The sequence below is a fragment of the Bacillus mycoides genome, from assembly GCF_018742245.1.
GTDB classification, from domain to species: Bacteria; Bacillota; Bacilli; order Bacillales; family Bacillaceae_G; genus Bacillus_A; species Bacillus_A cereus_U.
In genome coordinates this window covers 2,210,439-2,236,374 of the sequence record NZ_CP036132.1, presented here as the reverse complement: position 1 = coordinate 2,236,374, position 25,936 = coordinate 2,210,439, and the positions used below count along the sequence as shown (strand labels likewise).

Below are 25,936 nucleotides of genomic sequence, written 5' to 3'. Positions count from 1 at the left end.
GAGTATTAGCATGCTGCAACTCATTCATTTACAACTTCTTTCTCTTTTGGTAATACAGATAACGGCCTTTTATTCTTCTTTGACATTACCTCTTTATCAGAAATACGTAAAGAAAATAGTAATGCTATGAGTAAAAATATTGCTGATCCAATTAATGCTGCTTGATATGGTAAGAAATCTGACTGTACATTATTCTGTACGTTATTACTTCCAAAACCAGATAGTATACTAGCTAAAACAGCAACTCCTATTGCAGATCCTAATCGGTTTTGCACATTGAATATAGTAGTTGCTCTCCCCATAGAAGGTGGTGCAATATTGTTAAAAGCAGAAAATTGAACCGCACCGACAGATTGACCTAAGAAAATACCAATGCCAAACAATAGTGCCCGAATTTGCCATGGATTCGTATCATGATTTACAAAACTTAATAAAATAAAGATAACCGCCGTACTTACTAATCCAATAGAGATTACCTTTCGAGCTCCTAATTTCTTATATGACCATGGTACAATCTGCGAAGAAATCATTAATCCAATCGCCTCTGGGAATGTAGTAAGACCCGACTCCAGCGCGGAAACTCCTATTACATTTTGATACATAAGCGGAAAAACAAATAACATTCCTAGTAAACCAGCTGATGAAAACAACGAAATAAGACTCATTTTTCTAAAGACCGGTTCTTTTAATAAGCGTAAATCTAACATCGGTTGCTTTACTTTAAGTTCTACAATAATAAACAATGTAAGTAATACAATCCCAGCTATCCCAATACTAATTATTTCTGGAGAAACCCAACCTTTTGACGGGCCTTGACTGAGTGCATAGATGAGCATCGCAAAACCTGGTGCTGAAAGAACAAAACCGAGAGAATCAAAACGACCAGCCGATTTTTCAATATGCTCTGCTAAAAATAGAAGTCCAAATAGCAACGCAATGATACCAAACGGCAGATTAATATAAAATGCCCAGCGCCAAGACATTTGATCTACAAAGAAACCACCAATAATTGGTCCGATCGCTGGTGCTACAGCAATTGGAAGTACAATAAATCGAGAAATTTTTGGTCTTTCCTCTGGTGAAAATGTTCGGAATAACATCGCCATCCCGACTGGTGTTAAAAGTCCGCCACCAGCACCTTGAATGATACGAAAAATGTTTAATGAAGTAATATCATTAGCAATTCCACATAGTGCAGATGCAATTGTAAAAACGAAAAGGGCAGTTAAAAATACTTTTTTCGTACCAAAGCGATCTCCTAACCAACCAGAAATCGGAAGGAAAATAGCTAAGCTAACTAAATACCCAACATTTACAGTCCCCATTGCAGATGGGGGCACTTGCAGTTCTTTGCTTATCGTTTGCAGTGCTACATTCACAATCGTTGCATCCATCGCAGCCATAAACATCGCTGTTATATAAACGATGCTTACAACTACTTTTGGATTTATTTTTACTTTCATTATTGTTTTCCTACTAATATTTTTTCGCTAATTTGATTTTTTTTCGGCTCTAAATCATTCCAGTTAACTTCAACGTATTCTAAGCAAACTTGTCTGCTAGCTTCTTCATGTACGACATTCCATCCAATTGGTACATCGAGAAAGGCAGGCCAGAGAGAATACTGGCCCTCCTCATTCATTAATACTTTATATGTGTAATTATCATTTTCAAATGGATTCGTCATACTTTACTTACCCCTTTCTTATTCTGCAAATATTTCGCTAGCACTTGTCCAATTTCTGTAAGTGGACCTGGCTGACATAAATCTTTATGTCTACAATCAATGTCATGCTGCACGATTTCCCCGTCTAAATAATTTAGCCACGTATTTGGAGAAATAGGATCAAACCAGTCTGGTATAACAATAGATCTAAAGAATAAAATATCCCCGTTATAAACTTTTGGCACGTATTTCCCTAACAACCCTACTGAATTTACATATGTTTCTTTCAAGTTTAAAATAGTCTCTTCCTCAAGACTTGCTAATGCACTTCCATCTTTGCGAAGTATTGCAACCGCACTTTCCATAGTAAGTGGTTTACCATCCATGTTATCTGGATCATATCCACCTAAAGCAAGTAATGCGATTAACGCTTCTTCTTCAGTAGGTGCTTCCGTATTCGGTAAGAAGTGACCAGGATACGAATCCAGCATAACGAGTAATTCTACTTCTTCCCCTTCATTTTGAAGTTGCGCCGCCATAGCATGAACAACATTTCCTCCAAGCGACCATCCGAGTAAACGATATGGTCCGTGAGGCTGTATTTCACGAACGTGTTTTAAATAATCCGCCGCCATCTCCTCTAAGCTTTTTGGAAGTTCTTCATTTTCAGCGATACCACGTGCTTGTACACCATAGATTGGATAATCTGTTCCTAAAGATTTCATAAGTCCTGCATAGCACCAACTTAATCCACCTGCTGGATGTACACAAAATAGTGGTAATTGATCTCCGCTTGCTCGTAATGGAAGCAACACATCAAGTGCACTTTGACCATTCCCCATTTCAAGTCTTTCAGCAAGCCCTGCAACAGTAGGTGCTGCAAATAAAGTTCCGATATTTAGTTCAACTCCAAGTGCCTCTTTAATGCGACTCATCAGCTGCACTGCAAGAAGTGAATGACCACCAAGATCAAAGAATCCATCATCAATTCCAATTTGAGACACACTTAAAACTTCTGTAAACAAGTCACATAACATTTCTTCTTGCGGTGTTCTCGGTCCGCGGCTAGAAGATGATGCAATAAATTCTGGAGCTGGCAATGCCTTTCTATCTAATTTACCGTTTGGAGTTAAAGGTAACTCATTTACTACTACAAAAGCGTATGGAACCATATAATCTGGCAAACTACCTCCAGCATACTGACGCATTTCATTCGTATCGATCGTTTCATTATTTGATGCGACGATATAAGAAACTAATCGTTTATCCCCTGGTTGATCTTCCCGTACAATAACAGCTACTTGTTCCACTTTAGGATGTTTCATTATTACCGCTTCTATTTCCCCTAATTCAATTCGGAATCCACGAATTTTAATTTGATGATCTGCACGTCCTATATAATCTAACGTCCCACCTTGACGCCAGCGCGCTAGGTCTCCTGTACGATACATTCTTGTACCTGGCTTACCAAATGGATCTGCGATAAAACGTTCAGCAGTTAATCCTGCTCTTCCTAAATATCCACGAGCGAGCCCTGCACCTGCAACATATATTTCTCCAACTACTCCAGGTGGCATCGGTTGTAAATAGTTATCTAATACGTATACTTTAAGATCCGGTATACTGCACCCGATTAAACTATTTGCTCGTAAAGATACGATACTTTCATCTAATTCAATATAACTAACATGTACCGTCGTCTCCGTTATTCCGTACATATTAATAAGCTTCGGTGCGTTATAAGGATGACGACTATACCAATCTTCTAATCGACTTAGTTCAAGTGCTTCTCCGCCAAAAACAACATATCGTAAAGATAATTTTTGACCAACCTCTTCATTTTCACGATCTGCTTGCATCAATTGATAGAACGCTGATGGAGTTTGGTTTAAAACAGTAACCTTTTCCTTAACAAGAAGCTGTAAAAATTCTTTCGGCGAGCGACTTACAGTATGTGGTACTACAACTAAACGTCCTCCATATAATAAAGGTCCCCAAATTTCCCAAACCGAGAAATCAAAAGCGTATGAATGGAACATCGTCCACACATCGTCTGCGTCAAATTGGAACCAATGATCAGTTGCTCCTAAAAGTCTTACTACATTTTGATGAGGTATCATAACCCCTTTCGGTCTACCTGTTGAGCCTGACGTATAAATAACGTAAGCAATATGTGAAGGAGATAACGGCTTCATGCGCTCCATTTCATCTATATTGTCTTCACTATATTTCTCAATTTCTTCTATTACGTTCACATCATCAACTAAAATCTTTAGTGCCTCATCACATTCAATTTCCACATCTGAATTTGTTAAAACACATGATGGTTTCGCATCGTGTAACATAAACGAAATACGATCTGACGGATAATCCGGATCTAACGGAAGGTATCCCGCACCAGCTTTAAGAACAGCAAGTAAGCTTACAACCATATTTAAAGATCTCGGCATCGCTAAAGCAACAAGTTGATCAGGACCGATTCCTTTCGCTATTAACAAACGAGCTATTTTATTCGCTTTTCTATTTAACTCTTCATAAGTTAGCTTTTCATCTTCAAAGACGATAGCAATAGAATTTTGATTTACATGAGCCTGCTTTTCAAATAATTGTGGCAATGTCATTTCAGGTACAATTTGAAAACCACCATTCCACTTTTCTAAAACTGTATTTCGCTCTGCTAAAGTTAATATTTCTAATCTACCAATTGATTGATCCGGATGTTTCTCTGCATCATCTAATAATAGAATGAATCGTTCTATTAGTTTTTGAACCGTTTCACGTTTATATATATCGGTACTAAACTCTAACAATCCGTGTAAGCCGTTTGGATTACCATCAACTCTGTTACTCTCGCTAATTTCAAATGTTAAATCAAATTTTGCAGAACCAACACTTTGAATTTCAAGGCTCGCTTCTAAATCCGGTACATTAAACGTTGCTTCTGGCGTATTTTGGAAAGCTAACATAACTTGAAACAGCGGATGACTATTTCGAGTTCGTACTGGGTTTAACACTTCAACAAGTCGTTCAAATGGAACATCTTGATTTTCATAAGCTGCAAGGTTTACCTGTTTCACTCTATTTAATAATTCTTTAAAACTTGGATCTCCTGATGTATTTGTGCGTAACACTAATGTATTTACAAATAAACCAACTATATCCGTGAGTACATCGTCGTTTCTTCCAGCAATCGGACTACCTAATGGTATATCAGTTCCAGCACCTAATCTTGTAAATAAGGCACTTAGTCCTGCTTGCAACACCATAAACAAACTAACTCCATTTTTACGAGCGAGCTCCACTAACCTACTATGCATACCTTCATCTAAATGAAAATGAATTGTTTCCCCGCGATAACTAGTTTCAATTGGGCGCTGATAATCTGTAGGTAACTCCATTTGATCTGGTAAACCTTTTAACTCTTCTTTCCAAAAATCTAATTGTGTTGAAATAATACTGTCTGGTTTTGTTTCATCACCTAATAGCTGTTGTTGCCATAGTGAATAATCTGCGTATTGAACTGGAAGGGTTTCTAGTTGAACACTATCACCTTGACATCGTGCTTTATAAGCCGCTGTAAAGTCTCTCGTTAACGCTTGTAATGACCATCCATCTCCTACAATATGATGCAAAAGAATTAGTAAAACATGTTCGTTTTCACTCACTTTAAAAAGTTGCAAACGAATTGCTGGTTCGATATCAAGATTAAAGCTATATCTTACAGCTTCAGACAGTGTACTTTCTAATTCATCCTTACATGTATTTGTTATAATCATTTTTAAATTCAATTTATCCATTTCTAGAATTCTTTGATATGAACTGCCAAGTGAATTCGGGAAAATCGTTCTAAGTGTTTCATGTTTCTCAACTACATCATAAAAGGCACCTTGCAGTGCTTCCTCATTCAATTTTCCAGACATACGAATGACTAACGGAATATTATAAGTAGGACTTGGACCTTCTAAACAATTTAAGAACCATAACCTGCGCTGTGCAAATGAAAGTGGAACTTCATTTGGCCTACTTACTTTCTTAATAGCTGGTCTTGCGCTTTTTGCACGATCCAACTGGTTCGCTAATTCAGCAACAGTTGGTGATTCAAATAGCTTTCCGATTCCTAATTCTACACTTAACGTTTCACGAATTCTTGCCATTAAACGAGATGCAAGAAGCGAATGGCCACCCATTTCAAAGAAATTATCATCTATACTAATTCGCGAAACACCAAGTACTTCTGCAAATAAATCACATAGTATTTCTTCTTTCGGATTTCTAGCAACTCTCTCATTGTTCATTCCATTAAAATCAGGAGCAGGTAATTTCTTTCTATCAACTTTACCATTTGGTGTTAATGGTAATTCTTCTAGCACAACAAATGCTGATGGTACCATATAATTCGCTAAACTTTCTGAAACATAAGAGCGAATTTCTGAAAGATGAATCATTTCCTTCTCTTCGGCAACGATATACGCAATAATTCGTTTATCATTTGGACGATCTTCTCGTACCATTACCACTGCTTGTTGTATATTTTCATGTCGTTGTAATACCGTTTCAATTTCAGCTAATTCAATTCGGAAACCGCGAATTTTAATTTGATGATCTGCGCGACTAATGTACTCTAACACACCATCCTTACGCCATTTCACAAGATCACCTGTGCGGTACATACGTGCTCCAGCTTTTCCATAAGGGTTTGCAACAAACCGTTCAGCTGTTAACTCAGGTTTTCCTAAATATCCGTTCGCAAGTCCTTCTCCTGCAATATATAATTCACCGATAACTCCAGGTGGAACAGGCTGTAACCCTGCATCCAAAACGTACACTTCTGTATTCCAAATTGGTCTTCCAATAGGAGGTATACCATTTTCACTGTCATCAATATTCATGAAAGTAGACCAAATAGTCGTTTCAGTTGGTCCATATAAGTTAGTTATAGAGCAACCTAATTCTTTTAATTTATTTGCTAAATGTGCCGGAAGAGCTTCACCGCCAACGAGTACGTTTAGCCTTTGTAACCTCTCTGGATATTCAGTTATTAACGCCTGCCAGAGCGTCGGTGTAGCTTGCATAATTGTCGCTCTTTCTTCTTGTAACAATGTCGTTAATGCAGAAGGCTCTTGGATTACCTCTTTTTGTGCAATTGTTAAACTTGCACCACTAATAAGAGGTAAATAAATTTCTAGAGCAGAAATATCAAACGCAAACGTTGTAACTGCTAATAAATGATCGTTTTCATTTAATGAAAACATATCTTTCATAGCTAATAAGAAGTTACTTAAACCTTTCATAGTAACAATTACACCTTTTGGATTTCCGGTTGATCCTGAAGTGTAAATTGTATAAGCTTGGTTTAAAAGTGATTCATCATTTTTAAATGGTAGATTCATATGAGAATATGTTTTTAACGCTATTTTCGTTTCTTCGCTATCTAATATGATTTCTTTAATATCATTTTCTATAACTAAAGTAGATGAAACAGATGAATGTGTTATGATACAAACTGGATTTGCATCATTTACTATATAATGAATTCGCTCGGCTGGGTATTCTGGATCTATCGGTAAATACGCTGCACCAGCCTTTAGAACTGCTAGCATACTAACTACCATTTCTATTGATCTTGGAAATACTAAGGCTACAAACTGATTTACTTCTATTCCTTCTTCTAATAAATAGTGTGCTAGTTCATTCGCTCGTTCATTTAGCTCTTTATACGTAAGTTTTATCCCGTTACAAGTAACTGCTATTTTATTTGGATTTTTTTGTACTTGTTTTTCAAATAATATAGGTAGATTAATTAGCTCTTCAGCTTTCTTCGTTTCATTCCATTCCAATAAAACTTTATGATTTTCTTCAGGAAGAGTAATGTTTATTTTTCCAATCGGCTCGTCTTTATGATAATTATTTATCACTAATTCTAATAGACTCATAAATCTTTCTTTATGCAATGCTAGTTCCGCGCCGTTATATACTTCCGGATTCGCATCAAAATGAATCATTAACTCATTTTCATCGAAACGTTTATATACATTTATCGATAAATCATCAACAGGTCCTGCTGATAAATTATGTGTAATACCACGATTCCCAGCAAAGTTAAGCCCATAATCAAAAGGCATAACATTCACTAACGGCCCAAACAACCTTTGATTTTCACCTAGTAACTTTAAGTCTCTTCTTAATTCCTCATGACGATATTTATGATGACGACGTACGTCTCGAATTTCTTTAGAAACTTGCTGTATTAATTCTGCAAAAGTTATATTTGGAGTTAACTTTAGACGAAGTGGAACTAAATTCATTACCATGCTTGGTGTATGAATAGATACAGAACCAAGACGCCCCATCATCGGTAAACCTAAAACAATATCATTTGCACCTGTTAATTTATGCATGTAAATACTCGTTACGGCTACAACAAATTCGGGCCAACTCGTTAACGAAATATTAATATCTTCTAGTAAAGTTTTTGTACTAGCATTTGATAGATAAGCAGTTTCTCGTAAAAATCCATTTGATGTTCTCGGCGCTCGTTCTGCTAAACTTATAACTTCCGGTTCATCTGCAAACTTTTCTAGCCAAAAAGTACGATCTTCCTGAAATTGTTTAGATTCACGATACTCATTATCTTCTTGTACAATTTTTGCAAGAGAACCAAATGGCTTTTCATTCTTATTTGTTTCTTCTATAAGTGATGTATACTCATTCGCTACCTTTTGGCTAAGAAGTGAAAATCCATAGCCATCCATCACAATGTGATGGATGCGCTGATACCAAAAGAAACGATTATTTTCAACTTGAATAAGTGCTTCAGTAAATAATTTATCTTCTTTTAAATCTATCGGTACAGATAAATCATTTTTCATCCATACTTTAGCAGCTTCTTCAGGATTTTCTTCTTTACGAACGTCAATAAAATGCATATGAAACGTTGACGATCCCTCAATAACTTGCCATGGGCCAATTTCATCCTCTTCGAAACGAACATGAAGTGCTTCTGCTTCTTTTACCACTTTACGTACAGCTAACTCGAAAATTTCATGATTAATATTTCCGTTTATTTCTATATATTCCCCAGTATTATAAATCGGATTAAGCGGATCTAATTGTTGCGCAAACCACATACCAGACTGCGCAGATGATAACGAATGACGAATCTTTTGACTATTAGGCATTCTTTACTACCCCTTTATTATGTAGTCTATTTGTTACAGCACTTGTGCTGCTTGTGAAGATAGTAAACGGTACCAATCATCAACAGTTGGACGTTCTGCTAAATCTGCAAAAGTGATTTCTTTCCCTTCGCGGCGCCACTTCTCTACTAAACTCATAATTCTAACCGAATCAAGTCCTCTATTTAATAAGTCTTCATCAACTTCAATACTCCCTACTGGCTCTCGGAGTAGTTGTGCAACTAGTTCATGCACTTCCTGTAAAGTGATTCCTTCACTTTCATCGCCTTTTACACTTTGTAAATCTTTTAATAGTAAGTTTGTTGATGTCGTTACTGCACACCTATTAGATGCATACTCCAATGCTTGTTTATGATGCTCTAGTGAAAAATCAGCAACTGCATCTGCTACAAAAAATGGCTGGATACCATCCATAAAAGCTTCACAAGCTGTTAAAAGGCAGCCAATATGCGCATAAATACCGCAAATAATAAGTTGATCTCTTCCTTGTTCATTTAAAATTTCTAATAGATTCGTCTTTTTAAATGCACTATATCTCCATTTTGTTAGGAATATATCATCCTCATCAGGAGTAAGTTCATCGACAATTTTCTTTTTATCTGGTCCAGCAGGAATACCGTCACCCCAAAAGTCTTGTAATAACCCCCGTTGTTCTAACGTTTGTCCACCAGGTTGTGCTGTATAAACAACTGGTATACCTAGTTCCTTACATCCTTCTCTTATCACCTTAATATTTGAAATTAGTTCTACTTTTGGCGATTCTTTATCGCTATATGCATCAAGAAAATATTCTTGCATGTCGTGAATTAGAAGAACTGCACGTTTCGGATTTGGCGTCCAATTCACTTTATTTTTTGGTAGTTCTGATTCAATTGGCATTTTATATACTGAAATAGATGGGATAGCCATCTAATCACTTCCTTCCGATTCTAATAGTTTTTTAACGTTTTACTGTAATAAGTTTTTCAGCAATGACTTTACGTAATTCTTTTTTGCTTACTTTTCCAACACCTGTTTGCGGGAATGATTCAATAAATTCAATTCGATCTGGAATCTTATAAGCTGCTATACCACGTTCTCTTAAAAACATTTTTAATTCACTTACAGTTGGAGTTTGTCCGCGAGCTATGACAAAAGCGCAAGTACGTTCTCCTAAATAATCGTCAGGCATAGATACAATTGCTACATCATGTACTGCCTCGTGTGCTAAAAGATGATTTTCAACTTCCTCCGCAGCAACCTTCTCACCACCACGGTTAATTTGATCTTTATCTCTTCCTTCTACAATGATGTAACCTTGTTCATTTATTTTCACCAGATCACCTGTACGATAAAATCCATCTTCTGTAAACGATCGTGCATTATGCTCTTCCGCTTTATAATAGCCACGAATTGTATATGGCCCTCGTGTTAATAAACTACCTACTTCACCAAGCTTTACATCGTTATCATTTTCATCAACAACTCTTACTTCATCGAACGTAGACATCGGTCTACCTTGCGTATGAATAATAATTTCTTCAGGATCATCTAATCTTGTATAATTTACTAATCCTTCCGCCATACCGAACACTTGCTGTAACGTACATCCAAATGTAGGGCGAATACGCTTCGCAACTTCGGCACTAAATTTCGCACCTCCTACTTGAATAACTTGCAGGCTCGATAAATCGTTGTTACGGGAAGATGCAGCATCAAGCCAAATCATTGCTAATGGCGGAACGAGAGCGGTAATCGTCACTTTTTCTTTTTCTATAAGAGCAAATGCCTCATCTGGACTCCCTCCAGTTGCCAACACTACTTTTCCACCCGCATAAAAAGTTCCAAATGTCCCTGGAGAACTCATTGGGTAATTGTGTGCTACTGGAAGAACTGCCATATAGACACTTTCTGCATTCAAATTACAAATTTCAGCGCTAACACGTAAACTATAAATATAGTCATCATGTGTTCTAGGAATTAATTTAGAAAGCCCTGTTGTCCCTCCTGATAATTGGAGAAACGCCACATCACTTGGCTGAACTTCTGGTAATGGAACCGGATCCATATAAAGATTATTTATGTTCACAAATTCTTCTTCTTCCCCCACTACGATTACATGTTGTAAAGCGGGAACTTTCTCTTTCACTTCTCTTGCTAGTTTTCGGTAATCAAAACCGAGAGCCTTATCTGAAATAACGTAAGCACTCGCCTCACCAAACTCGCAAAAATAACTAATTTCACTACTGCGATGAGAAGGTAGTGCAAAAACAGGAAGTGCTCCAATTCGAAATAGTGCAAAACATATTTCGAAAAACTCTATAATGTTAGGTAACTGAATTACAACTCGATCCTCTTTCTTTATTCCTAAATTCAGTAAACCTGCAGCTAAGCGATATACCTTTTTATTGAGTTCACTATAGGTTATTTGTGTCTTACTACTTACAATTGCAATTTGATCTCCATGTTTTTCAGCGCGTTCTCTTAACATCGAACCAAATGTTTCTCCAAGCCAACATCCTTCTTCTCGATAACGATTTGCAAATTCTTTGGGCCATTCCGTATAACCTGCTAACATTCTTTCTTCCCCCTACTTTTCATTCACTGAACTATCACTTAACCCTAAAGCTTTCAACATTGTTTGGAATTTAGCTGATGTTTCTGCTAACTCATCTTCTGGGTTTGACTCAGCAACAACTCCAGCGCCTGCATATAAGCGAAGTGTATTTTCTTGCACTTCAGCACATCGAATTGTAACAATCCATTCACCATCTCCATTTAAATCGCTCCACCCTAACATTCCTGTAAAGAATTCACGGTCAAATGGCTCAATTTTTTGAATAGCTTCTCTTGCTTCTTCCATTGGAGTTCCGCAAACTGCTGGCGTAGGATGAAGAGCAATTGCTAATTCTAAAGAAGTAGTATTTGGATCCTTAAGTTCACCTTTCACTTCTGTAGACAAATGCCACATTGCTTCACTATGAATAACTGATGGTTTTTCTGGCACATGTAATGTATGACAGTACGGACGAAGCGCAGCAGCAACCGCTTCAACTACTACCGCATGTTCATGTAAATCTTTTGGAGAAGAAAGTAATTCTTCTGCTCTTCTTTTATCTTCTGCTGGATCATCACTACGTGGTCTTGAACCAGCTAACGGATTAGAAATTACTTGCATACCATGACGTGAAACAAGTAATTCAGGGCTTGCTCCAATTAACACCTTACTTTTCTCGTTTTCATCTTTCGGTAAATTAACAGCAAATGTGTAGCCGTGCTTATTATGTTCTGCTAATTCACGAAGAAGCTTTTGTTTATCAATTACCTCTGAAGATTTAACATCCAACGATCTAGATAGCACGATTTTCTTTAAATCTCCGTCCTGAATTTTTGCTATTCCTTGCTTCACACCATTCATGTAAACTTCAGGCCCTGGAACTGGTGTCATTTCAAATGCCAGTTTCTCATTTTGTTTTATCTCATTTGTTTTTTCTAACTGTAAACGCTCAGTAATTCTGCAATATTCTGGTACAATAAGTTGAACTTCTTTTCTACGATCAAATGGCAAAGCTCCTACAACGATAGGATTTGGATTTCCATCCTGTTTGGCATTACTTAATACCGCCTTTACAAGCTCTGGAAAACTTTCGATTTCACTATGTTTTACTGTAGTAAACTCTCCTTCTGCCAATATCGTTCGATTTGGTGAAGCGAAAAAGAATGAAGATTCAGTCTTATAATCTTCTAAAAGTTTTTCTGACAGTTCCTTTACGGCTGTAAGTTCATTCATAGTATAATAACCTCCTGAATTTTTTATTAAGCTCCTAATGTAGCTCCGCCATCTACACATAAATTGTGCATTGTAATATGACTTGCTTTATCTGAAGCTAAAAACAATACTGCTTCAGCAATTTCTGAAGGTTGTGCAATTTTTTGTAAAGGAATTCCGAGTCTATATGTATTTTGAGAACCAGCAATTATATTTTTAGCTCCATTCTCATCAGCCCATAGTAATCTTTGCATTTCAGTTTCAGTAGAACCCGGAGAAACTAAGTTACAACGAATATTGTATGCTGCAAGTTCTAATCCTAAACACTTCATGAACATCGTCGTTGCAGCTTTTGATGCAGCATACGCAGCCATCTCCATTCTCGGAGTATTTGCCGCATTTGAACCAACTGTAACAATTGCCCCTGACTTCCTTAACATCATATGTTTACTTACTGCTCGGGACATATAGAAAACTCCTGTAGTATTTACAGAGAATGTTTTATTCCATTCTTCGTCACTTAAAGAGTGAATCGCTCCCATACGTAGAACCCCTGCAACATTTACTAAAATATCTATTGGCGCTATATCATTTTCAATTCGTTCTACTACCTCTTCAACAGCGACACTATCACTCACATCTAAATGAAACGTCTTAATACGACTTTCATTTGATGCATAATGATTTAAAAACATATTAAGCCCTTCTGCATTTTGATCAACCGCAATAACTGTAGCTCCTCTTTCTAAAAACATTTTTGCTACAACACTACCTATACCTTGAGCGGCACCTGTTACTAAAACGGTTTTTCCATCAAATTCCCCTAAGTTCATTTCCTCTATCCTCTCATATAAAAATTAATCTCATTAAACAACATAAACGATAATGATTTTCATTATCAATTATGTTGTAAAAAATAATACACTTACTAAACTAATTGGTCAAGTGTGTTTTCTATTACTTAATTATAGAAAAGGAAACAAAACCAATCTATTGATAATGATTTTCATTTTCTGTATCTACATCGAAATGATAATGTTTCTCAATATACTTGTCAATCTTTTTTTATTTTTCAGATAAATTTTTTTTACGTTTCCATGTAATGCTTCATCTTTAAGCATTACATGGTACTTTAAATAAAAATTTAATCTATAATTTCTTATCATCTTTTTTGAAATTCCAAAAGAGAACCTGTAGATTTCTTCATCTACAATACTTTATCAAAAATTTAAGTTTTTCTTTTCTCAACATTTTTCTGAAAATATTTTATTTTTCATCTTGCATTTCTCAATGAATATCCTATATATAATCAAAGATTCTCATATATTATGCATCACTCAATAGTATTCCAATATAATCCAATTAGGTGCTTCACTGGCCCTCCCATTAGTAAAATTATGTAAATCATAAAGGCTGAGTAGAGAAAAACAATTAAAAATAGTTCATGAAGAAAAAAAGAAAGTGGTTCGTTATCCACTTTCCTTTCCTAATTTTATTATGTATCAGAAAAAAGTCCCCTATTTTGAAGTGCACCCCAATTGTTAGACACGGTCTAACAATTGGAGGTGCATTTTTTATGGCTAAATTTTCTTCAAAAGAAAAAATCCAAGCGGTGAAACGATATTTAGATGGTTCAGAGAGTGGAAAAACAATTGCTAAATCTATAGGAGTTACTCCTGTTTTAATTCGTGAGTGGATTAGACGATATGAATCTTCAGGTGAAAGGGCCTTTGACAAGTGCTATACATTATACTCAGCTCAGTATAAACTAGATGTACTTTATTATATGAATGAACACGGGACATCTATCAGAGAAACAGCGGCGCTTTTCAATATTCCGTCTTATGAAACACTTCGGAAATGGAAAATAGCCTATGAAACAGGAGGATTGGATGCCCTACAATCAAAGAAAAAGGGGCGTCCAACCATGAAAGATAAAAAAATAAAACCAGTAGTAGAAGGTTCAATAGAAGCACTACAAGCCGAAAATGAGCGTTTACGGATGGAAAATGCATATTTAAAAAAGTTGAATGCCTTAGTTCAAAACAAGGAAAAATCACCAAACAAGACAAAGCGCAAGTAATCTATGAGTTAAGGCATGAATTTCCTGTCAAGGAGTTACTTCAACTCGCAAACATTCCACGTAGTACGTACTATTACTGGATGAAACAGTTCAATCGTCCTGATCCAAATGCAGAAGTAAAAGAACTGATTCAAGCTATTTATAATGAACACGATGGGTGTTATGGGTATCGTCGTATTCGTGATGAACTTATGAATCGTGGACACAAAGTAAATCATAAAAAAGTGTATCGCCTTATGAAAGAATTAGGGTTAAAATGTCTTGTTCGTATGAAAAAATATCGCTCTTACAAAGGGACAGTTGGGAAAATTGCGCCAAATATTTTAAATCGCAACTTCCAAGCTGTAAAACCAAATGAAAAGTGGGTTACAGATATTACGGAGTTTAAGTTATTTGGGGAGAAGTTATACTTATCACCAATGTTGGATTTGTTTAATAGTGAAATTATTACCTATACAATTGGTTCAAGACCGACCTATTCCCTTGTTTCAACGATGTTAGATCAAGCTTTTGAACGTATAACAGATCAGGATAAACTCCTCATTCATTCTGATCAAGGTTGGCACTATCAAATGAAACAATACCGTCATTCTCTTAAGAACTGTGGCATTACTCAAAGTATGTCTCGCAAAGGAAACTGTTATGACAATGCCGTTATTGAAAATTTCTTTGGTATCATGAAATCAGAATTTCTGTATCGAAAAGAATTTGAAAGTATAACACATTTCAAACAAGAATTAGCAAAGTATATAGAATACTATAATCATAAAAGAATTAAGGCAAAATTAAAGGGTATGAGCCCGGTACAATACCGGGCTCATACCCTAGAAGCTGCCTAATGAAACGACCTGTCTAACTTTCGGGGGTCACTTCATTTTAATAGGGGACTTTTTAGTTATCATAGTGTTATAGATAATTTAAATATTTACGCTACGCTGCGATACTCTTCTTCTTTTTCTTTTTTCTGATTAGGTGCTTGAATTAAAATTGAGATAATGAATGACACGACACATAATACGCCGATCACCATAAAGGTTGGTTTGAATCCACCTAGAAGTGCACCGATAAAGGAACCTGCAAGCGCTCCAAATCCAAATCCTTGATACACAATTCCGTAGTTCTTACTATGGTTTTTCATACCGAAGAAATCACCAACAATAGCTGGGAAAATAGTGATATTTCCACCAAAGCAAAACGCTACACTTGCTACACAGACGAAGTAGATACCATAATTTAAATCTACGAAACTTAGAACCAAGACTGAAGTCGCCATAGCAACAAAAGTACCAGTAACGATTTTTAAACGGCCGATTTTATCTGATAACGGTCCTAGAATGATACGACCCAATGTATTGAAGATTGCAACCATAGCCACCGCATTAGCTGCTGTTGCTGCGCTAAGCCCTACAAGTTGAACACCGATATCTTTTACCATGCCAATTAAGTATAAGCCACTCATACATGATGTAAATAACATAATAAATAATAAGTATACTTGTTTTGTGCCTAACATTTCTTTTGTTGTATATTCTTTAGTTTTTGTTTCCTGAACTGCACCTTGATCAGCAGCTTGATGGATTAAACAAGCGCCAATCACGATCATAGCTGTAACAATTAAACCCCAGTATATAAACGCTTGCGATACACCAACTGAATCAATCAACATTGCGTTTATGTATTTAAATATTAGGCTACCTGTACCATATGCAGAGACAGATATACCGGCGATTAAACCTTTACGCTCTGGAAACCACTTTATTAAATTGGATAGTGAAGTGATATATGCTGTACCATCTGCGTAACCTACAACAACTCCTGCTAATACATAAAGCAATATTAATGAGGAAGCTTGTGAACTAAGCACTAATCCCATTCCTAATGCTAGTCCAGCTATCATAATAAGTTTACGAAGTCCCCATTTTTCTTGCAATTTACTCGCAAACAAAGTTGAAAACGCTAAAGAAAGGCTAGTAATTGAGAAAGTTATAGCAACAGCGTTAAGACTCCAACCGTATTTACTCACTAAGGGCTGATTGAATAAACTCCATGTATATATCGTTCCAAGCCCCATTTGTACTATGACTGTTCCAAGGACAACAAGCCATGGATTAACAGTTGATTTTTTCATATCATTCCGCCTCCTCTTTCTATTTCAATGCTATTCGCTAAATATGCTTTTTTCATTTTCATTTTCGCCACCTCATTCGATTTAACAACTTCATTGTATAGGATATTACCCGTTATGTAAGCACTTACAAGACGGAGCGTCAAATATATGGAACCAGTTACATAAAACGAAGGATGAAATACAAAAAACTACTTGTTAAATACGTAGCAGCTTTTATAATGTTTTGCATCAGTACGACCTACGGAAGCTTTTACATCTTCTTTTACAAAAAAATTATCGAATTATACCATGGCTGGACTTCAATATTTTGCTTATCCTATTCTTATTTAACTCTCCAACGTTTATAACATGTTGCGTCTGTATTTCTTGATACAAATCATTTAATAGTCTTGTAATCTGGCTTCTCATTACAATGCTTGTAATCAAAAATTCCATCATTTATACATTTCCACTTCCGTATATCTTGTTTTCCTAACGAAACATACAGAATTACAACGTTTTTTTACAATTTTCTACATAAAAATAAAAAATATATAATTCATTTACATAATGTTGCACTTTAATTTTTATTAAACAACAAATATTTTATTGATAAATAAAAACTAAACATTCACTAATATATCTATACGTGGTTTAATATATATAATAAACAAACATTTCTGACTTTTATAAGGAGGTACTATGAAAGCAAACGTAGGCGATACTATACTATTTCAACGAAATAACTTAAAGATCACAGCATCTGTACTAAAACTATACACTGAATCGGTCTTAGTTGAAGTTACAGATGTAAGCGGTGGTACTTTTGAATTTGACCGAACAATTGTAAATCATAAAAACTATAAAATTTTAAATGCAAATAAATAAAACAATACAAAATAGCCCCCGCTTAACAGCGGAGGCTATTTTGTATAATAACACTTCATTAATTTACATATCCTAAAACACTAACAATCTTGCTTGCTTTTAAATTATTAATGTAATAATAAATTTCCAATCCTCTTCTTTCAGCTCTTAGCACCTTACCTTTCATTTTTGATAAATGCTGCGAAACAGTCGATTGAGGAATATTTAATATTTCTGTTAATTGCGTTACATTACAAGTTTTGCGTACACTTAATTCATTTACAATTTGTAATCGTATTGGATGCGCCATTATTTTTAAAATGTCCACATCTTCTTCAGTAACTAAACTTTTTTTTATCTCGCTCGTATATGTTGTCATAAGACATTCCCCTTTTGTTTGAATTCCTTTTTATTAAAATCTGCTTCTAAATAAAATGTAATCTCTAACATACAATTAAGACCCTTATATAGAAATAATAGGATTTTAATTATTTAAAAACAGCAATGCTATACAATTTTATTTATTTGGTACATATACATAATACAATTTCAATTTGTGCTGCATGTGAAGTTAGCGTAAATTTAGGATGAAGATTTTTCAAATAATTGAAACGCTTTTGGATACTATAGAATTCATTTAACTTTCTATAACTTTTTATTACAAAACTAAAAACAACTAGATGATTCTACCTATAACTATCCAGCTTTTTTAACACATGTTAGGCATTTGTATATACTATTGCAAAACACATTATTATTGAGGGGGAATTTATATGCCCACACCGTCACAAGAACAAGTTGAAGAAGCTCGTGAAACGTACGTCAGTCGTATTATTTTAGTTGGTGGTTCAGCTTTATTTTTAACAGGTGGTGTTATATCTGCAATTGCAGCCTTTAAAAGTTATAACCGTTTGGCAAATACGCCACCTTCTTCAAATGATTCATAATTGCATCGTTCATTCCTTTATATAATACAAATGCCGCCTCTACTATAGAGACGGCTTTATATAAAAACATTATTAAATTCATTTGAACTTTATTGAAAAACGTTGTACCGATTTGGTACGATGCTCAAAGTAATGATAGATCCCTTCAATTTGACAATCCTATTTCACCACAAACCGCGTCTGACTACACCCATCCTTCTGCTTCGTTACTTCTAATACAGCTGGCATTGCGTTTTTCAGTTCTTGAACGTGTGAAATTACGCCGATAAATCGGCCTGATTTTTGCAAGTCGATTAGGGCGTCAACTGCTTTCGTTAATGACTCTTCATCTAATGAGCCGAATCCTTCATCGATAAACATCGTTTCGATGGAAATACCACCCTCATACGCTTGAATTACATCTGCCATTCCAAGCGCTAAGCAAAGTGATGCGTTAAATTTTTCACCGCCAGATAATGTTTTTACATCTCGGGTTTGACCTGTATATGCATCGTATACATCTAAGCCTAATCCACTTTGTCGATTCCTCTTTTCAACTCGTTCGCTTCGTTTTAAATAAAATTGTCCATTTGATAATTTACGTAGTCGTTCGTTCGCAATTTGAACAATTTGTTCTAAATACTCAATTAAAATGTAACGTTCAAAGGATATACGACTATCGTTATCCCCTTTCATTACTTCATATAAATCAACAAGTTCTTGGAATGCTTTTTCTTCCTCATGAATTTGTTCATCAATTCGTTTAATATTTTCATGTAAATCCGTAATATATGATACGGCATTTTGAGCACGTTGTCGTTTTTCTTTAATAATATCAAGGTGAATTTCCAATTCTTTCACTTGCTCATCTAATGAAGAGATGTCCATATACTCTTTATCTTTTAATTCTGCCTTTAATTCTTCAATTTGTTTTGTAAGTACTTCTAGAGATGAGTAATAACTTCGGATTTCTTGTTGTAACTTATCCATCTCAGCATCATTTAATTTGGATTCTGTATATGTTAATTGATCTGTAAATCCGCTTTGTTCTAGCTCTTTCATAAAGCGTGTGAAAGTCTCTTCTTTCTTCTCTTTTGCACCATTAAATTGATTAGAAGCACTATCATGTTCTGCTTGAATACGTATATTTTCATTTTGCCAATGTTGATACGCTTCTTGTACTTTCTCCCATTCATCTTCCATGAACCTGAGTTCTTGCAGAGCTTGGTCAAACTGTACTTTCCAAGCTTGTACCGTTTGCAAGCTTTCCGGAATATTTTGCTTATCATGTTCATATGACGTACGAAGCTGCATACACTCCATTTCAGTACGGTGCTGCATTGTTTCTACTTCACGCTTTTGTTTCTGGAGTTCTTCTACTTTTTCTTCTACGCTTTTTATATTCACAGCAATTTGCTTACGCGTTTCTTCACTTGCTTTTAACGCATTAACATCTGCTGCTAATTGCTTTCCTTTTTGAACGAGCGCCCTATATGTTTCTACTAATTCTTCTGCGCGATACCCTCGATTTAGCACTTCTTCTATCACTTGTTCATATTGAACTCGATAGAAATTCCACTTTTCTTCTAATTGAACATGTGATTTTTCCGCAACGTTTTTCTTTTCTCTTAGCCCATTTAACTCTTTTTCATCAATGGCATTACTTTGCTCTGTAGCTTTTTTCGGGTGATCCATACTACCACATACTGGACAAGATTCACCATCATGTAAATGAAGAGCTAATATACCAGCTTGCTCACTTAACCAGCGGCGTTCCATATCTTCATACGCACTAACTGCCAGTTGCATCTTATGAAATGCAATTTCTTTTTCTTGCTCGTATTTTTGTTTTTCTTGCCATACATCATATGCCTGCTTTAATACTTTTGCATCTTCTCGCATATTCGTTAGTTCTTCTACTTTAGCTACATATTGTTCAAGCGCTACTTCTAATTTCTGTAATTCACCAAACATTCTTTGTTTTTCATTTGTATGCGCTTCTAGTTGTTTATCTAACTTTTGCATACCTTCTTTTAATTTCCCTATTTGAATTTCAGCATTTTGCAAATTCAACTTTTTCTCAGCTAATGATGCAATAATTGGTTGTAACTCTTCTAGTCTTTGAACTTGTTTTTTAGCATTTTCTCGCTCAGGTGCCTTATTCTTTAATGCTTCAAATTTCTCCTGAGCAAGTTCAAAACTGTTCATTATATGTTCTTTTTTTGCGATTATCTGTTTTAACAAACTTTCAGACTGCTGTTCATATTGCATCGCTTCCTCATACCATTGCTCAAATGGTAATAATCGCTTCGCCTGTTCCGCATGTTTAAAAGATTTTTCTTTCATTTCGATTACGGCACGGTTTTCTTGTAAAGTACTGTATTTCTCATTCTTTTGCTCTAAATCTTTGAATTTCTCATTTACAGCTTTTGCTGCATGAAAACGTGCCTCTTCTTCTTTTAATTGTTTCGTTTTGTCATTTTGTTCTACGTGTAATTGCTCAACCTCTGCATTGTACCAAATTTTTTCTTGTTCTAATGCCTCTGCTACTTGATGTGTATTTACATGCTCTTGCTCCACTAATGTCTCTAATAATGCTCCATCACGTATTGGTAATTTAAATACATTACGGAAATATAGCTCACGTTCTTTTTGTTTTTCTTGTAAGACGTCTTTCCATTGTTTACGCTTTTGATCTAATAACTCACGCATTAATTTATAACGATCTGTTTTAAAAATGCGGCGTAGTATTTCTTCTTTATTTTCCGTTTCAGATGTTAATAATTTTCGAAACTCTCCTTGCGGTAACATGACAATTTGGCTAAATTGATGTTTACTTAATCCAATTAAATCTTCAACTTTTTTATTTACATCTGTTACATGAAAACGATCGACGCATGGAACTTTTTCCTCATCAATTACTTCATATAATTCGACTGCATGTCCTGTAATTGTTTTATTCCCTTGTTTTTTATGGCCCAGTTGTCGTTTTATTTCATAACTTTTCCCTTTTAATTGAAAAGTTAATTCCACACTTGTATAAACATTATCATCAGCAAATTGGCTACGAAGCATGTTTGTATCACTGCGCTCTTCTCCACTAGCCTCTCCATATAATACATAACAAATCGCATCAAAAATCGTTGTCTTTCCGGCTCCTGTATTTCCAGAAATAGCGAAAATACGATGCTCACCAAGATCTTTAAAATCGATTACTTCTTTCTGTTTATATGGACCAAATGCGGTCATTATAAGCTGAATCGGTCTCATCCTCGTTCACCTTCCCGTTCTTGCACTGTTTGCAAAACATCTAAAAATAGACGTTCTTTCTCTTCTGATAAATCTAGCCCTTTCATTTCTTTATAAAATGCTTTTAAAAGAGATAAATCATCCGTTTTATGTCTTGAAACAGTTACTTCATTTTCATCTGTGAACTCTCGTCTTTGAATAGATCTTTCAACATGCATTGCATTTGGGTATACAGAACGTATTTTTTCCATTGGCTGCAAGACAGGATTTTCATCTAATAATTTCACAAATACATAATCTTCATTTACTGGATGAAGCAATAAATCGTCTATTTTGGCTTCTACTGTACGCATTTTACGACGCGGTGTAAGTAAACGTTTTTCAATTGTTGTTTCACCTTTTTCATCCAGTTCCACAATATAATATCCTTTTTTATGCTTTTCTTCAGAAATAGAATATGCAAGTGGCGAACCTGAATAACGAATTGTCTCATTACGTACAAAATGCGCTTGATGTAAATGGCCAAGCGCAGTGTAATGAAACTTATCAAAATAATGGCTATTTACATATTCAGCACCACCAATTGAAAGCGGTCGTTCCGCATCACTCGTATTTTCCTCTGCCTCTCCTGAAGAAGTTATAAATGCATGTCCTACAAATATGTGTCTCGCTTCTTTATCCATCGTTTCAGAGAGTTCGTTCATAAAAATACGCATCGCATCATCATGAGAACGAACATCTTCATTTTTCAATATATGTCTAACAATACTTGGATCTGCATACGGAACGAGATGGAAATGAACCTCTCCGTATTCATCATTTAAAACAACAGGATTGTATGGAAACTGGAATTGTCCAACAATATGTAATCCTTGTTTTTTCATTAAATTACTACCAAAATGTATGCGGTCCGGACTATCGTGGTTTCCTGCAACTGCGATTACTGGTGTTTGTAAATCAATAACTATCTTTTGTAATACATCATTTAATAAGTCTACTGCTTCTGTAGGTGGAATTGCTCGGTCATATAAATCTCCTGCAATAATTACAGCATCCGGTTTTTCCTCTTCAACAGCTTGTACAAACTGATCTAACACAATTTTTTGATCTTCAGTCATATATACACCATGAACAAGCTTACCTAAATGCCAATCCGCTGTATGAAAAAACTTCATATTACCCTTCTCCTTTTAGTTTACTGATTGTAGTGAAACAAGCTGATAGTTTAGTGTAGTTTTTCCGTTCTCCCATTCTAACTTTTGGACAATTGCACTACCGATTCTTTCTTCGTTTGATTTATATAAAGGTAATATTTCTTGAATAGTAAATAGATGATAACCATCTAAAATTAATTGAAATAAATTATCTTCTATATGTAATCTTACTTCTTTTTCATTTGAAATAATTTTTGTGTGCATCTCAAATTTCATGCTCGATACAACCCCTTTTTTCTAATCTCTACATTTTAATAGTATAGTGGTCATGCAAGATTGACAAGTAAATACACCACGATGTACATACTTTTTTAATTATAAATATTTTATGTTTTTTTGTATAAAATACGGTATGTGAAATTATCAATCTACAAAAATAAAAATGCCCTTTCAGGCATCCTTATTTTTGTAAGTACTCTTTCATAACGTAGTACAATACAGTTATTAAGACAATCGCTACAAAAAACGCGAATACGGCCACAACATACCCATCTTTATTTAATAACAAACATATGGAAATAGATATTATAAAAATCGGAAACACGAGACGTACCTTATCCTTCACTTCTTCTGTCGTATCTGTATGATGAAAATACTGTGTAATTCCTACCATAAGAGATGACAAAATAATAACCGACAATAGTAAAGGTCCTGGCATTCCGATCTCTCCTTTCTCTATTTCTAATTATATACAAACCCCATGCTCTTTAAAAGTTAGATAATTCGGCCTTTTAACCTTTTCTACATCCACTCTTTAATGTATTATTACGCCACGTATACTAACTCAATTTAAGTTATACATATAATAGCGCCTTCAACACGACGTTTTCAAATAATAGCACTTACAGTAATGTTGTAATATTCCTCTTCATCCTCTGAAATCCTGCAAATATAACTCGTCAAAATATGCAATAAATAATAACATTAAGCACCTAATTTAGACAAAAATTATAGAGGACATTTCAGCATGTATCAAGAAATAAGAATAAGAAGATAAATAAGGGAGGATTTTTAATGACTGAACACGTTTTATTTTCTGTTAGCGAAAACGGCGTTGCATCAATTACTTTAAACCGTCCAAAAGCACTCAATTCTTTATCCTATGACATGTTACAGCCAATTGGGCAAAAACTTAAAGAATGGGAGCAAGATGAGCGTATTGAACTCATCGTTTTAAAAGGAGCTGGGACGAAAGGTTTTTGTGCAGGTGGTGATATTAAAACGCTATACGAAGCACGTTCTAACGAAGTTGCATTACAACATGCAGAGCAGTTTTTTGAAGAAGAATATGAAATTGATACATTTATTTATCAATACAAAAAACCAATTATCGCTTGTTTAGATGGAATCGTAATGGGCGGTGGTGTCGGTCTGACAAATGGAGCTACGTATCGAATTGTAACAGAGCGTACGAAGTGGGCAATGCCTGAAATGAACATCGGTTTCTTCCCTGATGTCGGTGCTGCTTATTTCTTAAATAAAGCGCCTGGATATACTGGCCGATATGTTGCTTTAACAGCATCCATTTTAAAAGCTCCTGATGTATTATACATTAACGCTGCTGATTACTTTATGACATCAGATTCATTACCAAATTTCCTTACCGCACTTGAAAATGTAAATTGGCAAAAAGAAGATGTACATACTCATTTAAAAGAAGTTATTCGTACATTTGCAACCGCTCCAAACTTAGATGGCAATCTTTCTTCTTTATTAGAAGAAATTAATTCGCATTTTGCATTCGATACAATTGAAGGAATCATTCAATCTTTAGAGAAAAATCAAAGTCCATTTGCCCAAACAACGAAAGAACAGTTATTATCAAAATCCCCTGTTTCATTAAAGGTAACATTAAAACAGTTTATCGATGGCCAAGAAAAGTCAGTTGAAGAATGTTTTGCGACAGATCTTATACTCGCTAAAAATTTCATGCGACATGAAGATTTCTTTGAAGGAGTACGCTCCGTTGTAGTTGATAAAGACCAAAATCCAAATTATAAATATAAACAATTAAGTGATGTTTCAGAAGAAGATGTAAATCGATTCTTTAACTTACTTAACGCCTAAACAAAGAGGTCATATATTGTAGCTCACTCTCAGCTACTCTATATGGCCTCTTCTTTTTAGTTAAATAATTTTAAATATAATTTAATTTTATTTAACTAAAATGTATGTTAAACTAACGTTAATCGAATTTTCTAAAAACAACAAAGGAAGGCGGATAACATTATGGAAAATTTTTTTCTGTTTATTATTATGTCTATATGTCTTATTATTCTACCCGGTCCTGATACAGCAATGGCTACGAAAAACACATTGGTTGCTGGCAAAATTGGCGGCGTAAAAACTGTTTTTGGTACTTGTGTTGCACTTTTAATTCACACTTTAGCTGCTGTAATTGGTCTTTCGGCACTTATTGTAAAGTCTGCTCTTTTATTTTCTATTTTTAAATATGTTGGTGCTGTATATTTAGTCTATATTGGTATTAAAGCCCTTTTAGCAGTAAGAAACACCGGAGACTTAAATACAAATGACGTTCCAATAAATAATGACAATAAACATACTTCTTGCTTTCGCCAAGGGTTTCTTACAAATTTACTAAACCCTAAGATTGCAGTCTTCTTTTTAACTTTTTTACCACAGTTTTTAAATCCAAATCATAATACATTTATACAACTTCTCGTTATGGGACTTACTTATCTCATTTTAACAGTCATTTGGTTTGCTTTTTATATATTTTTAATTGATAAAATTAGTGCTTTTATGAAAAAACCGAAGACACAGCGTTATATTCAAGGAATTACAGGAATCGTCTTAATTGGGTTTGGTATTAAATTGGCCTTTGAAAGAAATAGTTAACACAATACAAACGAAAATACA

General features: G+C 35.0%; 18 protein-coding genes. 5 read left to right on the top strand and 13 right to left on the bottom strand.

Going from position 1 to position 25,936, the window contains the following annotated elements:
• Positions 1 to 20: 20 nt before the first annotated feature.
• Genes EXW56_RS11340 through dhbA form a run of 7 tightly spaced genes read right to left on the bottom strand, consistent with a single transcriptional unit; the run spans position 21 to position 13,443 of the window.
• Complete coding sequence (locus tag EXW56_RS11340; RefSeq protein WP_215597480.1) at positions 21 to 1,463, bottom strand: MDR family MFS transporter; 1,443 nt, start codon at positions 1,461 to 1,463, stop codon at positions 21 to 23.
• Positions 1,463 to 1,687 (bottom strand): MbtH family protein, encoded by a 225-nt coding sequence (locus tag EXW56_RS11335; RefSeq protein ID WP_000184075.1) that lies wholly within the window; start codon positions 1,685 to 1,687, stop codon positions 1,463 to 1,465. The genes EXW56_RS11340 and EXW56_RS11335 overlap by 1 nt, the downstream gene beginning before the upstream one ends.
• Positions 1,684 to 8,844: an amino acid adenylation domain-containing protein gene (locus EXW56_RS11330; RefSeq protein ID WP_215597479.1), complete on the bottom strand. Its 7,161-nt coding sequence runs from the start codon at positions 8,842 to 8,844 to the stop codon at positions 1,684 to 1,686. Before EXW56_RS11330 ends, EXW56_RS11335 begins: the two co-directional genes overlap by 4 nt.
• 33 nt (positions 8,845 to 8,877) lie before the next feature.
• The gene (locus tag EXW56_RS11325; RefSeq protein ID WP_215558440.1) at positions 8,878 to 9,771 is read right to left on the bottom strand and encodes an isochorismatase family protein; all 894 of its coding nucleotides are present in this window, start codon (positions 9,769 to 9,771) and stop codon (positions 8,878 to 8,880) included.
• Positions 9,772 to 9,802: 31 nt separating this feature from the next.
• The gene (locus EXW56_RS11320; RefSeq protein WP_215558439.1) at positions 9,803 to 11,419 is read right to left on the bottom strand and encodes a (2,3-dihydroxybenzoyl)adenylate synthase; all 1,617 of its coding nucleotides are present in this window, start codon (positions 11,417 to 11,419) and stop codon (positions 9,803 to 9,805) included.
• 12 nt (positions 11,420 to 11,431) lie between these two features.
• A complete protein-coding gene (dhbC, locus tag EXW56_RS11315; RefSeq protein WP_215597478.1) occupies positions 11,432 to 12,631 on the bottom strand; it encodes an isochorismate synthase DhbC in 1,200 nt (399 codons plus the stop codon).
• A 26-nt stretch (positions 12,632 to 12,657) separates the two neighbouring features.
• The gene (gene dhbA / locus EXW56_RS11310) at positions 12,658 to 13,443 is read right to left on the bottom strand and encodes a 2,3-dihydro-2,3-dihydroxybenzoate dehydrogenase (RefSeq protein ID WP_215558437.1); all 786 of its coding nucleotides are present in this window, start codon (positions 13,441 to 13,443) and stop codon (positions 12,658 to 12,660) included.
• 743 nt (positions 13,444 to 14,186) lie between these two features.
• On the opposite strand from dhbA, the gene EXW56_RS11305 reads away from it, so the two are divergent.
• A protein-coding gene (locus EXW56_RS11305; RefSeq protein WP_215596794.1) for an IS3 family transposase occupies positions 14,187 to 15,532 on the top strand; the annotation gives its coding sequence in 2 pieces (ribosomal slippage) (positions 14,187 to 14,628 and positions 14,628 to 15,532; 1,347 coding nt in all).
• An 86-nt stretch (positions 15,533 to 15,618) separates the two neighbouring features.
• On the opposite strand, the gene EXW56_RS11300 is transcribed toward EXW56_RS11305, so the two are convergent.
• Positions 15,619 to 16,821, bottom strand: a complete 1,203-nt coding sequence (locus EXW56_RS11300; protein ID WP_215597477.1) for an L-lactate MFS transporter — start codon at positions 16,819 to 16,821, stop codon at positions 15,619 to 15,621.
• A 681-nt stretch (positions 16,822 to 17,502) separates the two neighbouring features.
• Between EXW56_RS11300 and EXW56_RS11295 the strand changes: the two genes are divergently transcribed.
• Positions 17,503 to 17,688, top strand: a complete 186-nt coding sequence (locus tag EXW56_RS11295) for a YkvS family protein (RefSeq protein ID WP_002012762.1) — start codon at positions 17,503 to 17,505, stop codon at positions 17,686 to 17,688.
• A 58-nt stretch (positions 17,689 to 17,746) separates the two neighbouring features.
• On the opposite strand, the gene EXW56_RS11290 is transcribed toward EXW56_RS11295, so the two are convergent.
• Complete coding sequence (locus tag EXW56_RS11290; protein ID WP_002200570.1) at positions 17,747 to 18,046, bottom strand: ArsR/SmtB family transcription factor; 300 nt, start codon at positions 18,044 to 18,046, stop codon at positions 17,747 to 17,749.
• A gap of 394 nt (positions 18,047 to 18,440) precedes the next feature.
• Between EXW56_RS11290 and EXW56_RS11285 the strand changes: the two genes are divergently transcribed.
• On the top strand, positions 18,441 to 18,614 hold the full coding sequence (locus EXW56_RS11285) for a hypothetical protein (RefSeq protein ID WP_002200571.1): 174 nt from the start codon (positions 18,441 to 18,443) through the stop codon (positions 18,612 to 18,614).
• Between the two features lie 159 nt (positions 18,615 to 18,773).
• On the opposite strand, the gene EXW56_RS11280 is transcribed toward EXW56_RS11285, so the two are convergent.
• From EXW56_RS11280 to EXW56_RS11265, 4 genes are all read right to left on the bottom strand, one after another.
• Positions 18,774 to 21,863, bottom strand: a complete 3,090-nt coding sequence (locus EXW56_RS11280) for an AAA family ATPase (protein ID WP_215597476.1) — start codon at positions 21,861 to 21,863, stop codon at positions 18,774 to 18,776.
• Entirely contained in the window at positions 21,860 to 23,017 is a 1,158-nt protein-coding gene (locus tag EXW56_RS11275) for an exonuclease SbcCD subunit D (protein ID WP_002200573.1), read from the bottom strand. The genes EXW56_RS11280 and EXW56_RS11275 overlap by 4 nt, the downstream gene beginning before the upstream one ends.
• A gap of 15 nt (positions 23,018 to 23,032) precedes the next feature.
• Positions 23,033 to 23,272: a DUF2584 family protein gene (locus tag EXW56_RS11270; protein WP_002085739.1), complete on the bottom strand. Its 240-nt coding sequence runs from the start codon at positions 23,270 to 23,272 to the stop codon at positions 23,033 to 23,035.
• A 184-nt stretch (positions 23,273 to 23,456) separates the two neighbouring features.
• Entirely contained in the window at positions 23,457 to 23,714 is a 258-nt protein-coding gene (locus EXW56_RS11265; RefSeq protein ID WP_002200574.1) for a hypothetical protein, read from the bottom strand.
• Positions 23,715 to 24,070: 356 nt separating this feature from the next.
• Between EXW56_RS11265 and EXW56_RS11260 the strand changes: the two genes are divergently transcribed.
• The gene (locus EXW56_RS11260; RefSeq protein ID WP_002202094.1) at positions 24,071 to 25,123 is read left to right on the top strand and encodes an enoyl-CoA hydratase/isomerase family protein; all 1,053 of its coding nucleotides are present in this window, start codon (positions 24,071 to 24,073) and stop codon (positions 25,121 to 25,123) included.
• 159 nt (positions 25,124 to 25,282) lie between these two features.
• A complete protein-coding gene (locus tag EXW56_RS11255; RefSeq protein ID WP_087945885.1) occupies positions 25,283 to 25,915 on the top strand; it encodes a LysE family translocator in 633 nt (210 codons plus the stop codon).
• Positions 25,916 to 25,936 lie beyond the last annotated feature (21 nt).